We start from the raw sequence: 14,158 nt of genomic DNA, 5'->3' as shown, positions 1-14,158 counted from the left end.
ACATCACAAAAAAAGCGGCAGCCCGATGGCTGCCGCTTTTTTTGTGCATATCCCGTCGCTACAACCTTGCGATATCAGCGATGGCAGTGAACTGCGCCTTCAGACGTCCGAGCAGCGCGAGCCGGTTGGCGCGCACAACGGGATTGTCCGCATTCACCAGCACGTGGTCGAAGAACGCATCGACCGGCGCTTGCAACTGGGACAAACGCGCGAGCACGGCGGTGTAATCGCGACGCTGTAACGCTACGGCCGTATCCGCCTGCGCTGCTTCCAGCGCCTGCGCCAGGGCACGTTCGGCATCTTCTTCGAAGTGCGCGGGATCAACATGCTCACGAATGCTCTGCGCGCCGTGTTCTTCCTGCTGCTTGCGCAGAATGTTGGCGACGCGCTTGTTGGCACCCGCCAGGCTCACCGCTTCTGGTTGTCGCACGAATTCAACGACAGCTCGCAAACGTCGATCGAAATCGACCAGGCTGATGGGCACTACCGCCAGCACTGCTTCGTATTGCTCGGTGGTGAACCCCTTTTCCGCGTAATAGCCACGCAAGCGTTCGAGCACGAAGTCGTTAAGTTCGGACACTAGCGCGGCGCGGCGCTGACCCGCGTCGAGCGCGGGCGACTTGCCGTCCTTACCCGGTTTGAGGCCGGCAGCAAGCGCAGCGTCCGGCAGCAATTCCAGCGCCTCGGTGAACAGCGCCTTGTGATCGAGTTCAAGGCCGCCTTCGATCAGCGTGCGCGCCAAGCCCAACGCGGCGCGACGCAGGGCGAACGGATCCTTGTTGCCGCTGGGCTTCAAACCCACGGCGAAAATGCCGGCGAGCGTATCGGTGCGTTCGGCGATAGCAAGCACCTGCCCCACTTTGCCCGCGGCGATGGTGTCGCCCGCGAAGCGCGGCTGGTACACGCTGTCCAGCGCATCGGCGACTTCGGCCGGTTCCATGTCGTGCTGCGCGTAGTAGCGGCCCATCACACCCTGCAGTTCGGGAAACTCACCGACCATGCGCGTAAGCAGATCGCACTTGGCCAGGCTCGCCGCGCGTGTCGCCAAGCCCGCATCGACGTCGACCCGATTGGCGACGATGCGCGCGATCTCGGCCACCCGCACACTCTTGTCCCACAAGCTTCCCAGTGCCTGCTGATAGGTGACGTTCTTCAGCGCGTCCTGATAGCTCTTGAGCGGCGTCTTGAGATCTTCATCCCAGAAGAACTTTGCATCGGCGAAGCGCGGACGGATCACGCGCTCGTAGCCTTTGCGAATCTCACCGGGATGCTTGCTGTCGACATTGGCGATGCCGATGAAGTGTTCGGTGAGCTTGCCCTGTGCATCGAATACCGGCACAAATTTCTGGTTGGCCTCCATCGTCGTAACCAGAGCCTCAGGCGGCACGCCGAGGAATGCACGATCGAAAGTACAGGCGATGGCGACCGGCCATTCGGTGAGGTTAGCGATTTCATCAAGCAGCGCATCGTCAAGGCGCGGCGTGCCACCGGTTTCTTTCGTTACGCGCACTACTTCGTCACGAATGCGCTGGCGGCGTTCCATCGGATCAGCCAGCACCTTGGCCATGCGCATGGCGTCCACATAGCTGTCCGCGTCGGCAAGATGCACAGGCTGCGGATGCATGAAGCGATGGCCGCGCGATTTGCGACCGCTGTGCAAACCCAGCACTTCGCCATCGACGATGTCCGAGCCATGCAGTATCACCAGCCAATGCACTGGGCGCACGAATGTATAGTCGTGATCAGCCCAGCGCATCGGCTTCGGGATAGGCAACCCCTTGAGCGCTTCGTCGACGATTTCTGGTAACAACGAAGCCACCGGCTGACCGGGCTTCACGGTGCGATACACGAACCACGCGCCCTTGTCGGTTTCCAGTTTCTCCAGCTGTTCGACGCCGACGCCACAGGACTGTGCAAAACCGACCAACGCCTTGCTCGGCTGGCCTTGCGTATCCAACGCCGCATTCACAGCGGGGCCGCGACGCTCGATCGATTGTTCAGGCTGCGCCGTGGCGACCTCGGGGATATGGACGGCCAAACGCCGTGGCGTCATGTAGAGCGAAGCCTGGTCGAGCAGCGCCGCGATACCGCGCTTGCCTAGGCCCTCGCAGATACCGCGCAGGAACGAGGCGCCCAGCTCGTCCAACGATTTCGGCGGCAGTTCTTCCGTGCCCAGCTCGATGAGCAATGACTTGGCGGCGCTCATGCAGCCTGCTCCTTTTTCTGATGCTTCAATCCGGGAAACCCGAGCTTTTCGCGCTGCGCTACATAGACTTCGGCCACGCTGCGCGACAAGGTGCGCACGCGCAGGATGTAGCGCTGGCGTTCGGTGACGCTGATGGCGCGGCGCGCGTCGAGCAGGTTAAAGGTGTGGCTGGCCTTCATCACCTGTTCGTAAGCCGGTAGTGGCAAACCAGCGGCGATCAGCTTGTTGGCCTCACTCTCGCACACGTCGAACCAACGCAGCAGCTCGGCGACGTTCGCGTGCTCGAAGTTGTAGGTGCTCTGCTCCACTTCGTTCTGGTGGAACACATCGCCGTAGGTAACTTTGCCGTGCGGGCCTTCCGTCCAGACCAGGTCATAAACGTTGTCCACGTTCTGCAGGTACATCGCCAGGCGTTCCAGACCGTAGGTGATCTCGCCCGTCACTGGCCTGCATTCCAGGCCACCGGCTTGCTGGAAGTACGTGAACTGGGTGACCTCCATGCCGTTGAGCCACACTTCCCACCCCAGACCCCAGGCGCCGAGGGTGGGCGACTCCCAGTTGTCCTCCACGAAGCGCAGATCGTGCACCTGCGGATCAAGGCCCAACTCCTTGAGCGAGCCGATGTACAGCTCCAGGATGTTCTCTGGGTTCGGCTTCATCACTACCTGGTATTGGTAGTAGTGCTGGAGGCGATTGGGGTTTTCGCCGTAGCGACCGTCGGTGGGACGGCGGGAAGGCTGCACATAAGCCGCAGCCCAAGGTTCGGGACCAAGCGAACGCAGAAACGTGGCAGGGTGGAAGGTGCCGGCGCCAACCTCGGTGTCGAGGGGCTGAAGCAGCACGCAACCCTGGCTTCCCCAGTAGCGGTTGAGGGTCTGGATCACATCCTGGAAGGTAGGCGCGGACATCTCTTTCCTAACCTGAGCGTAAAGCGGGTTAGTATAGCCGCAGCGCATCTTTTCGCCGTTTTTCCGGGTGATCGGCGCCTTTAGGGGGCACCCATGGCAGCAACACAACAAATCGCCTCTCTGCTTGGCCGCCGCGGCCGGCTCGCTTTGGATGACGTGCTCGCGGCGCTGGTGGTGGACGGCTATCTGCTGGCCGACGATGCCAAGCAACTACGCATAGGGAATCGCGTCGGGCGCAGCACGGTGGAACTCAATCCGCTGGTGATCATCGCCAACGCCAAGCTCACCAACCGTCGCGAACCAGGCCGGCCGCTCAGCCTGGAGGGCCTGACCGAATGGTTGGCCGGACAAGCCGGACTGCCATACCTGAAGATCGATCCGATGAAGATCAACGTGGCTGCGGTCACGCAAGTAGTGAGCCACGCCTACGCGCAACGCCATCGCATCCTTCCGGTGGCCGTGACGCCGGGCGAGGTGACCTTCGCCACGGCAGAGCCGTTCGATCAGTCATGGGCCAAGGATCTCGCGCAGATGTTGCGCCGGGATGTGCATCGCGTGGTGGCCAGCCCGATCGACATCAATCGCTATCTGCAAGAATTCTACGGTGTCCAGCGTTCGATCCAGTTGGCCAAGGACGCCAAGAGCCAGAGTGGCTACGATCCCTCCGCGCTGCTGAATTTCGAGCAGTTGCTGGAGTTGGGCAAGGCCGGCGAAGTCGGTGCCGACGACCGCCACGTGGTGCATATTGTGGACTGGCTGCTGCAATACGCCTTCGAGCAGCGCGCGTCGGACATCCATCTGGAACCGCGTCGCGAAGCAGGCATGATGCGTTTTCGCATCGACGGCATCATGCACAAGGTATTCGAGCTGCCGCCGCCGGTGATGACCGCGGTGACGTCGCGCATCAAGATTCTTTCGCGCATGGATGTAGCGGAAAAGCGCCGCCCGCAGGACGGCCGCATCAAGACGCGCGCCACCTCCGGCCGCGAAGTGGAACTGCGTATTTCAAGCATGCCCACCGCCTTCGGCGAGAAGATGGTGATGCGTATCTTCGATCCGGACATCGTGGCCAAGGACTTTTCGCAGTTGGGGTTTTCCGCGACGGAAGACACCTTGTGGCGAAGCATGGTCGAGCGTCCGCACGGCGTTGTGCTAGTGACAGGACCGACCGGCTCCGGCAAGACCACCACGCTGTATTCCACGCTAAAACATTTGGCGACACCCGACATCAATGTGTGCACGGTCGAAGACCCGATCGAAATGGTCTCGCCGGAGTTCAACCAGATGCAGGTGCAGCCTACTATCGATCTGGATTTTGCCGCCGGGGTGCGCACGCTGCTGCGCCAAGATCCGGACATCATCATGGTGGGCGAAATACGCGATCTAGAAACGGCGCAGATGGCGGTGCAGGCGTCGCTTACCGGCCATCTGGTGCTTTCCACGTTGCACACCAACGATGCGCCGAGCGCCGTGACGCGCCTGCTCGATCTGGGCGTGCCGCATTATCTGATCCAATCCACGCTGACCGGCGTGGTAGCGCAACGACTAGTGCGCACGCTGTGCCCGCATTGCAAACTCGAAACGCAGCAGGATCCGCACGAATGGACGGTGCTCACGCACGGCTGGTCGATTCCGGTGCCCGAACAGGTGTTCAAGCCGGTGGGTTGTCTGGAGTGCCGTCACACTGGCTTCCTGGGCCGCACCGGCATTTATGAAATGATGCCGCTCACTCCGCGCCTGCGTGGCATGATCGGGGCGCAGCTAGATCTGATCCATTTCAGTCGGGCAGCGTTGGTTGAAGGCATGCGCCCGTTGCGTATTTCCGCATCGGATCAGGTCGCGCGCGGACTGACCACTGTGCAAGAAGTACTGACCGTGCTGCCGCCGGTCGAGCATGTTGAAGATTCTCCATCCTGAAGCTTTCGATCGACTTCTTTCCTAGCATGAAGCCCATTCTGATCATTCGCACCGGCCAGGCCCCCGACAACATCCGGGCGCGTCATGGCGACTTTCCGCATTGGTTTCGCCTGAGCGCGCAGCTCGCGCCGCAGCGGGTACGGGTGGTCAATGTGGCAGCGGGCGAAGACTTGCCATCACCGCAAGAAGTGTCCGGCGCATTGATCACCGGCTCCGCAGCGATGGTGACGGATCGCGCGCCATGGAGTGAGCGCACGGCAGGCTGGATCCGCAACGCGATGGACGCCGATCTGCCCCTGCTGGGCGTCTGCTACGGCCATCAGCTGATGGCGCATGCCTTGGGTGGACGCGTCGACTATCTCGCCGGAGGAAGAGAGATTGGTACGGTGCCGATCGAATTGCTGCCGGGTGCGGAACAGGATGCGATGACTGCGTTTCTGCCCTCGCAATTTCGCGCACACACCACACACGAACAGAGCGTGGTGGACATTCCGAAGGATGCGAAGGTGTTGGCGCGTTCTGCACGCGATCCGCACCATCTGATCCGCTATGGCCGCCATGCGATCAGCGTGCAGTTCCATCCCGAATTCAATGCCGACGTGATGCGCGCCTATATCCGGCGCAAACATCATGATATGCGGCGAGAGGGCTTCGATCCCCATCACACCTATCGGCAGGTGGCAGCCACGCCGTTGGCGAGGCGACTGCTGAAGATGTTCTCGCGGCATCACGGACTCAGTCGCGCATCACGCTAGCGATTTCGTGGCGGCATCGGGAAAGGCGTGACCTTCTGGCCGTCCGCCGCGTCGCGGATCGCCAGCGTGCCTTTGCGATCCACTTCCTCGATACGTATCACCGCCTGCATCGGCAGATGCAGCACGCGGGTATCTTTGAATTCCTCGCGCAGGCGTTCCTCAGTCGGATCCACGACCAGCCCTTCGCCTGCCGGTTCAAACACCAGGTCGCCGATTTCGGTGAAACCCCACAGGTTGCTCGAGGCAACGTGCCGGGCGTACAACTCGTAGCACTTGCCCAAGTGCAGGAAGGTGACTTTGTAAAGTTTCTGATTGCGCATATTGCAATTCTACCGGCGCATGCGGCGCATGATCGCATTGCGTGACAACAGCGCGAACAGCACGCCGAACAAAAAGCCTGCCACGTGCGTCCACCAGGCGTAACCGCCATAACTCGGGCCACCCGCATAGCTGAAAAGCAGCTGCAACAGCGCCCAGATGCCAATCAACAGAAACGCCGGCACACGGACGAATTCCAGATAGAAACCCAATGGCAGCACCAATCCCAAACGCGCCCTCGGGAACAACGACACGTACGCCCCCAGCACAGCCGACACCGCACCGCTGCAACCGATAATCGGCCTGACCTCTCCCGCTAAAGAAATGGCCCCGGCGAAATTGGCAACCACACCACCCAGCAGAAACAGTATCAGGAAGCGAATCGAACCCAGAGTGCGTTCGGCCGGCACGCCGAAGATCATCAAGAACAGCAGATTGCTGAGCAAATGCAGCCAGGCGACATGGATGAATAGTGCGGTTATTAGTCGAAGGAGTGCCGGATCGCGCAATTGCTGCAAGATCGGTTGATGCGTGTCGAACACGTTGGCTGGAACCGTTCCCCATTCCAGCAGAAAGGTCACGCGCCGCGGCGGTGACATCAAAGCCAACGCCATGAAAGTCACCACGCAGATGCAGATCAGCAGCGTTGCTGCCCAATGCAGGCGCGGTTGGCGTCGGGTTTCGACATTCACAAACACGGTGTTCTCCTCGACGAGCGTACCGGTCGAGCTATCCGGGAGTACATCTTAGGCGATAACCGTGTACTGCTTACCGAAAATACTCCAGCGGATCGACTATCTGCAGCACGAGCACAGCTGGTTCATTCTGCTCGCGTTATGCAACGGAGTTCGCACTGGCCATACAGAGCGACGGCTGGATGCTCAACACCGAGAACTAGCACGATGACCATCTGCAGCACGCCTACGTCGGCGTTTGATCCACCAAGCGGGCACCGAAGCCCGTGATCGATGCGCCGCATGCTGCCATCGCTGTAAAGCAAAACGCCTTCCCGATCTCGGGAAGGCGTTTTAAGGATAAAGCCCCTGGCGGTGACCTACTCTTGCATGGGCAATGCCACACTACCATCGGCGCAGCTGCGTTTCACTTCCGAGTTCGGGATGGGATCGGGTGGGGCCACAGCGCTATAGCCGCCAGGGAAGGGGTGGGAGCAGCGCTTTTTAGCGCCGGCTCCGCAACTTTGAAGAGTCCGACCATAGATAGCCGGTTTTTAACTCTTCTCGTGAGACGGATCTCACGTGAGATAAAGGGTAAACGAGTGACAAGCGTCTGGTGAATTGAGATGTTCGTTGGTCATAACCACGAAGCGTCTTGGGGTTATATGGTCAAGCCGCACGGCGCATTAGTACGCGTTAGCTCAATGCATTGCTGCACTTCCACATCGCGCCTATCAACCACCTAGTCTTGATGGTGCCTTAAGGAGACTCGAAGTCTCGGGAGATCTCATCTTGGGGCGTGCTTCCCGCTTAGATGCTTTCAGCGGTTATCACTTCCGTTCGTAGCTACCGGGCAATGCCATGGGCATGACAACCCGAACACCAGCGGAACGTCCACTCCGGTCCTCTCGTACTAGGAGCAGCCCCCCTCAAATCTCCAACGCCCACGACAGATAGGGACCGAACTGTCTCACGACGTTCTGAACCCAGCTCGCGTACCACTTTAAATGGCGAACAGCCATACCCTTGGGACCGGCTACAGCCCCAGGATGTGATGAGCCGACATCGAGGTGCCAAACACCGCCGTCGATATGAACTCTTGGGCGGTATCAGCCTGTTATCCCCGGAGTACCTTTTATCCGTTGAGCGATGGCCCTTCCATACAGAACCACCGGATCACTAAGACCTACTTTCGTACCTGCTTGATCCGTCGATCTTGCAGTCAAGCACGCTTATGCCTTTGCACACAGTGCGCGATGTCCGACCGCGCTGAGCGTACCTTCGTGCTCCTCCGTTACGCTTTGGGAGGAGACCGCCCCAGTCAAACTACCCACCATACACGGTCCCCGATCCGGATTACGGACCTAGGTTAGAACGTCAAGCACTTCAGGGTGGTATTTCAAGGTTGGCTCCACCGAAACTAGCGTCTCGGTTTCATAGCCTCCCACCTATCCTACACAGAAGAACTCAACGTTCAGTGTAAAGCTATAGTAAAGGTTCACGGGGTCTTTCCGTCTTGCCGCGGGAACGCTGCATCTTCACAGCGATTTCAATTTCACTGAGTCTCGGGTGGAGACAGCGCCGCTGTCGTTACGCCATTCGTGCAGGTCGGAACTTACCCGACAAGGAATTTCGCTACCTTAGGACCGTTATAGTTACGGCCGCCGTTTACTGGGGCTTCGATCAAGAGCTTCGCCTTGCGGCTGACCCCATCAATTAACCTTCCAGCACCGGGCAGGCGTCACACCCTATACGTCCACTTTCGTGTTTGCAGAGTGCTGTGTTTTTGATAAACAGTCGCAGCGGCCAGGTTACTGCGACCCGCTAGTGCTCAGTCACGCATGTGACCACACCGGCGGGCGCACCTTCTCCCGAAGTTACGGTGCCATTTTGCCTAGTTCCTTCACCCGAGTTCTCTCAAGCGCCTTGGGATTCTCACCCTGCCTACCAGTGTCGGTTTACGGTACGGTTTGCTGTAGCTGAAGCTTAGTGGCTTTTCCTGGAAGCGTGGTCTCAGTCACTTCGCCCTAAGGGCTCGTCTCGGTGCTCGGCGTATGTGATCCCGGATTTGCCTAAGATCACCGCCTACCGCCTTTCCCCCGGACAACCAACGCCGGGTAGACCTAACCTTCTCCGTCCCCACATCGCACTACAGTCAAGTGCTGGAATATTAACCAGCTTCCCATCGACTACGCATTTCTGCCTCGCCTTAGGGGCCGACTCACCCTGCGCCGATGAACGTTGCGCGAGGAAACCTTGGGCTTTCGGCGTGCGGGCTTTTCACCCGCATTATCGTTACTCATGTCAGCATTCGCACTTCCGATACCTCCAGCAAGCTTCTCAACTCACCTTCACAGGCTTACGGAACGCTCCTCTACCGCGCACACAAAGTGTGCACCCCGAGCTTCGGTGTATCGCTTAGCCCCGTTAAATCTTCCGCGCAGACCGACTCGACCAGTGAGCTATTACGCTTTCTTTAAAGGGTGGCTGCTTCTAAGCCAACCTCCTGGCTGTCTATGCCTTTCCACATCGTTTTCCACTTAGCGATAACTTGGGGACCTTAGCTGCGGGTCTGGGTTGTTTCCCTTTTCACGACGGACGTTAGCACCCGCCGTGTGTCTCCCGTACATTCTGTCCTGGTATTCGGAGTTTGCCATGGTTTACTAAGTCGCAATGACCCGCTAGCCATAACAGTGCTCTACCCCCAGGAAGATTCATACGAGGCGCTACCTAAATAGCTTTCGAGGAGAACCAGCTATCTCCGAGTTTGTTTAGCCTTTCACTCCTATCCACAGCTCATCCCCATCTATTGCAACAGATGTGGGTTCGGTCCTCCAGTGCGTGTTACCGCACCTTCAACCTGGCCATGGATAGATCACTCGGTTTCGGGTCTACTGCCAGAGACTATGCGCCCTATTCAGACTCGGTTTCCCTTCGCCTCCCCTATACGGTTAAGCTTGCCACTGACAGTAAGTCGCTGACCCATTATACAAAAGGTACGCAGTCACCCTTGCGGGCTTCCACTGCTTGTACGTATACGGTTTCAGGGTCTATTTCACTCCCCTCTCCGGGGTTCTTTTCGCCTTTCCCTCACGGTACTTGTTCGCTATCGGTCAGTCAGGAGTATTTAGCCTTGGAGGATGGTCCCCCCATGTTCAGACAAGGTTTCTCGTGCCTCGCCTTACTCAATTTCACACAATGTGCGTTTTCGCCTACGGGGCTATCACCCGCTATGGCCGGCCTTTCCAAACCGTTCGACTAACACATACTGTGCTTTTGGGCTGCTCCCCGTTCGCTCGTCGCTACTCAGGGAATCTCGGTTGATTTCTTTTCCTCCGGGTACTTAGATATTTCAGTTCCCCGGGTTCGCTTCGCTCAGCTATGTATTCACTGAGCGATACTCCTTACGGAGTGGGTTTCCCCATTCGGACATTGCCGGATCAAAGCTTGTTGCCAGCTCCCCGACACTTTTCGCAGGCTGCCACGTCCTTCATCGCCTCTGACTGCCAAGGCATCCACCGTATACGCTTGGTCGCTTGACCATATAACCCCAAATCGCCTCGCGGCCATTCGTTGTCATATACCCAAACAACGCATTCGTCGTTTGCCTCAACGACACATCTCGGTTTGGTTCAAACCAAGACGCTTGTCACTCGTTTACGTTTTCAAAGAACACGACGCTGGCCTCAACGCCAGTTCGCTTCAAAATCTTTTGTATGCGCTACACATCCGCTTACCGTTAAAACTGGTGGAGCCAGTCGGGATCGAACCGACGACCCCCTGCTTGCAAAGCAGGTGCTCTCCCAGCTGAGCTATGGCCCCGTAAGTCCGGGTCGGCATCCCAAATAATGGTGGGTCTAGGTGGACTCGAACCACCGGCCTCACCCTTATCAGGGGTGCGCTCTAACCACCTGAGCTACAGACCCATAAAGCTTCAGGCCCCGCTCCTTGCGGAGCAGGCCTCTCACGCCGTCGGCGTGCGGATGTGCAGGTGTCTTGTGTGGACGTCTTGCGGCAGCGGTGCTGTCGCTCTCGAAAGGAGGTGATCCAGCCGCACCTTCCGATACGGCTACCTTGTTACGACTTCACCCCAGTCATGAACCACTCCGTGGTCGTCGCCCTCCTTGCGGTTAGGCTAACGGCTTCTGGAGCAACTCACTCCCATGGTGTGACGGGCGGTGTGTACAAGGCCCGGGAACGTATTCACCGCGACATAGCTGATTCGCGATTACTAGCGATTCCGACTTCACGAAGTCGAGTTGCAGACTTCGATCCGGACTGGGATCGGCTTTCTGGGATTGGCTCCACCTCGCGGTCTCGCAACCCTCTGTACCGACCATTGTAGTACGTGTGTAGCCCTGGCCGTAAGGGCCATGATGACTTGACGTCATCCCCACCTTCCTCCGGTTTGTCACCGGCAGTCTCCTTAGAGTTCCCACCTTTACGTGCTGGCAACTAAGGACAAGGGTTGCGCTCGTTGCGGGACTTAACCCAACATCTCACGACACGAGCTGACGACAGCCATGCAGCACCTGTGTTCGCATTCCCGAAGGCACTTCCGCATCTCTGCAGAATTTGCGACATGTCAAGGCCAGGTAAGGTTCTTCGCGTTGCATCGAATTAAACCACATACTCCACCGCTTGTGCGGGCCCCCGTCAATTCCTTTGAGTTTCAGTCTTGCGACCGTACTCCCCAGGCGGCGAACTTAACGCGTTAGCTTCGACACTGATCTCCGAGTTGAGACCAACATCCAGTTCGCATCGTTTAGGGCGTGGACTACCAGGGTATCTAATCCTGTTTGCTCCCCACGCTTTCGTGCCTCAGCGTCAGTGTTGTCCCAGATGGCCGCCTTCGCCACTGATGTTCCTCCCGATCTCTACGCATTTCACCGCTACACCGGGAATTCCACCATCCTCTGACACACTCTAGCTTCCCAGTATCCACTGCCATTCCCAGGTTGAGCCCGGGGATTTCACAGCAGACTTAAGAAACCGCCTACGCACGCTTTACGCCCAGTAATTCCGATTAACGCTTGCACCCTTCGTATTACCGCGGCTGCTGGCACGAAGTTAGCCGGTGCTTATTCCTCAGGTACCGTCAGCCCCACCGGGTATTAGCCGGTAGTATTTCGCTCCTGATAAAAGTGCTTTACAACCCGAAGGCCTTCTTCACACACGCGGCATTGCTGGATCAGGCTTGCGCCCATTGTCCAATATTCCCCACTGCTGCCTCCCGTAGGAGTCTGGGCCGTGTCTCAGTCCCAGTGTGGCTGATCATCCTCTCAGACCAGCTATCGATCGTCGCCTTGGTGAGCCATTACCTCACCAACTAGCTAATCGAACATCGGTCCATCCAACCGCGCGAGGTCCGAAGATCCCCCGCTTTCTCCCGTAGGACGTATGCGGTATTAGCGTAAGTTTCCCTACGTTATCCCCCACGTCTGGGCAGGTCCCGATGTATTCCTCACCCGTCCGCCACTCGCCACCCATGGTATTGCTACCACTGTGCTGCCGTTCGACTTGCATGTGTTAGGCATGCCGCCAGCGTTCAATCTGAGCCAGGATCAAACTCTTCACTTAAGTTTTCGATCATCCGAAGACGATCTATCTTTCCGAAGCGTTTACCCTAACCTTAAAACGTCAAGCTTTTGAATTGACTCTTTGGTTAGACGCTTGCAATACATGGACAGTCATCCATCTACCGCAAGGCGCCCACACAAGTCACCTGCGCATACTGTCAAAGATCAATCACTTGCAACCGACTCTTGTCGATCGCCCCAAGACCTTTCGTCCCGGGTGAGCCGCCCATTCTACATCCCTTCACGCTTCCGTCAACACCTTTAGCGACTGCATTTTTGCTTGGGGAGTTGCCGTGCGCGAAGGGTGCAACGGCGGGGTGGCGAATATTAGGGAGCGCCTACCGATCTGGCAAGCGATTTCTGCAAATTTTTTTCTTGCGAGCAACGCAACGCCTGTTCGCGTTGCTCGCATGCGCATGCTCACTCAAGCTTGAGTGAGCAAGACGCGCGCGAAGTTGCGCTTGCCGACTTGCAGTACGGCCTCAAAGCCGGGCGCAAACACGCGCTGAGCATCCTCGACGACTTCCGCATCAATGCGCACGGCACGTTCCTTGAGCTTGCGATTCGCTTCGGAATTGCTGGAGGTCAGACCAGCCGCGGTGAGCAGCGCCGGCAAGCGCAAGCCTTCGGCGGGCACGGTGATTTCAGTGAGCGGCAACAAGCTGGTATCGCCCTCGCCGCGCACCACCGCATGCCAGCCGGCAATCGCCTGCTCGGCCGCTTCGACATTGTGGAAGCGCACAGCCAGTTCGCGCGCGAGGCGCAGCTTGGCATCGCGCGGATTGAGCTCCCCACTCGCCACCTCGCGCCTCATCTGCGCCAGCTTATCCAGCGACACGTCGAAGCTCAGCAGCTCGAACCAGCGCCACATCAGCTCGTCGCCGATCTTCAAAGTCTTGGCGACGATGTCGATGGCCGGCTCATTGATGCCGATGTAGTTGCCCAGCGACTTGGACATCTTGTTGACGCCATCCAGGCCCTCGAGCAGCGGCATGGTGAGCACGATCTGCGGCGGCTGGCCGTGATGTTCCTGCAGCGCGCGTCCCATCAACAGGTTGAACTTCTGGTCGGTGCCCCCGAGCTCCACGTCGCACTTCAGCGCCACCGAGTCGTAGCCCTGCACTAGCGGATAGAGGAATTCGTGGATCGCGATCGGCTGCTGCGCGGCATAGCGCTTGGCGAAATCGTCGCGCTCAAGCATGCGGGCAACCGTATGCTGCGCGGAGAGCTTGATCATATCGGCCGCCGTCATCTGGCCGAACCATTCGGAATTGAAGCGCAGCTCGGTCTTATCGCGGTCCAACACCTTATAGACCTGCTCGGCATAGGTCTCGGCGTTCGCCAGCACGTCTTCGCGACTGAGCGGTTTGCGCGTGATGTTCTTGCCCGTGGGATCGCCAATCATCCCAGTGAAATCGCCGATCAGGAAGATCACCGTGTGCCCAAGGTCCTGGAACTGCCGCATCTTATTGAGCAGCACGGTGTGGCCCAGATGCAGATCCGGCGCGGTCGGATCGAAGCCGGCCTTGATACGCAGCGGCCGCCCGAGCTTGAGGCGGCCGGCCAGCTCCTCCTGCTTGATGATCTCGTCGGCGCCGCGCGCAATGGTGGCCAGCGCCTGCTCAAGCTCGTTCATGTCGTCCTCGTCGGTGTAGTTGTCTAGGCAGCCAAAAAGGTGATGGCCGCCGTCAATAGCGTTAATTGTGCGTTAACCGGAAATCTCGCGCAAACCCTTGATGCAAAAGGCATTGACGACCTTTGCACAAGCTCGTTATGGTACGCGTCGATTGATACTTTGTAA

The 14,158-nt window shown here is 58.4% G+C and carries 7 protein-coding genes, 2 tRNA genes and 3 rRNA genes; 2 read left to right on the top strand and 10 right to left on the bottom strand.

Annotation, left to right across the window (positions count from 1 at the left end):
- Positions 1 to 58: 58 nt before the first annotated feature.
- Both glyS and glyQ read right to left on the bottom strand, forming a co-directional pair.
- On the bottom strand, positions 59 to 2,206 hold the full coding sequence (glyS, locus tag ISP18_RS19080; RefSeq protein WP_380011097.1) for a glycine--tRNA ligase subunit beta: 2,148 nt from the start codon (positions 2,204 to 2,206) through the stop codon (positions 59 to 61).
- A complete protein-coding gene (gene glyQ, locus ISP18_RS19075; RefSeq protein ID WP_380011094.1) occupies positions 2,203 to 3,114 on the bottom strand; it encodes a glycine--tRNA ligase subunit alpha in 912 nt (303 codons plus the stop codon). The genes glyS and glyQ overlap by 4 nt, the downstream gene beginning before the upstream one ends.
- A 93-nt stretch (positions 3,115 to 3,207) precedes the next feature.
- Here glyQ and ISP18_RS19070 point away from each other — a divergent pair, with 93 nt between their 5' ends.
- Positions 3,208 to 5,031 carry a GspE/PulE family protein gene (locus ISP18_RS19070; protein ID WP_380011091.1) on the top strand — a complete coding sequence of 608 codons (1,824 nt, stop codon included), beginning with the start codon at positions 3,208 to 3,210 and terminating at the stop codon, positions 5,029 to 5,031.
- Positions 5,032 to 5,057: 26 nt separating this feature from the next.
- Positions 5,058 to 5,786 (top strand): glutamine amidotransferase, encoded by a 729-nt coding sequence (locus ISP18_RS19065; RefSeq protein WP_380011088.1) that lies wholly within the window; start codon positions 5,058 to 5,060, stop codon positions 5,784 to 5,786.
- Here the strand turns inward: ISP18_RS19065 and ISP18_RS19060 are convergent.
- The 8 genes from ISP18_RS19060 to tyrS all read right to left on the bottom strand — a co-directional run bounded on the left by ISP18_RS19060 (position 5,783) and on the right by tyrS (position 13,993).
- On the bottom strand, positions 5,783 to 6,106 hold the full coding sequence (locus tag ISP18_RS19060) for a DUF1820 family protein (RefSeq protein WP_380011085.1): 324 nt from the start codon (positions 6,104 to 6,106) through the stop codon (positions 5,783 to 5,785). The two genes, ISP18_RS19065 and ISP18_RS19060, sit on opposite strands and share 4 nt — an antisense overlap.
- 9 nt (positions 6,107 to 6,115) lie before the next feature.
- Positions 6,116 to 6,802, bottom strand: coding sequence for a rhomboid family intramembrane serine protease (locus ISP18_RS19055; protein WP_380011082.1), 687 nt, complete (start codon positions 6,800 to 6,802; stop codon positions 6,116 to 6,118).
- 343 nt (positions 6,803 to 7,145) lie between these two features.
- A 5S ribosomal RNA gene (rrf, locus tag ISP18_RS19050) occupies positions 7,146 to 7,260 on the bottom strand.
- 183 nt (positions 7,261 to 7,443) lie between these two features.
- Positions 7,444 to 10,320 (bottom strand): 23S ribosomal RNA (locus ISP18_RS19045).
- Positions 10,321 to 10,524: 204 nt separating this feature from the next.
- Positions 10,525 to 10,600: transfer RNA gene (locus tag ISP18_RS19040), tRNA-Ala, on the bottom strand.
- Between the two features lie 27 nt (positions 10,601 to 10,627).
- Positions 10,628 to 10,704: transfer RNA gene (locus tag ISP18_RS19035), tRNA-Ile, on the bottom strand.
- A 109-nt stretch (positions 10,705 to 10,813) separates the two neighbouring features.
- Positions 10,814 to 12,358: ribosomal RNA gene (locus tag ISP18_RS19030) — 16S ribosomal RNA — on the bottom strand.
- The 16S, 23S and 5S rRNA genes sit together here with 2 tRNA genes alongside, the layout of an rRNA operon.
- A 423-nt stretch (positions 12,359 to 12,781) precedes the next feature.
- Positions 12,782 to 13,993 carry a tyrosine--tRNA ligase gene (gene tyrS / locus ISP18_RS19025; protein ID WP_380015819.1) on the bottom strand — a complete coding sequence of 404 codons (1,212 nt, stop codon included), beginning with the start codon at positions 13,991 to 13,993 and terminating at the stop codon, positions 12,782 to 12,784.
- Positions 13,994 to 14,158 lie beyond the last annotated feature (165 nt).

Origin of the sequence: Dyella humi (assembly GCF_044904605.1) — a bacterium.
In the GTDB taxonomy this organism is placed as follows: domain Bacteria; phylum Pseudomonadota; class Gammaproteobacteria; order Xanthomonadales; family Rhodanobacteraceae; genus Dyella_B; species Dyella_B humi.
The sequence above is the reverse complement of the archived record's forward strand: the minus strand, read 5'-3'. Positions and strand labels throughout refer to the sequence as shown.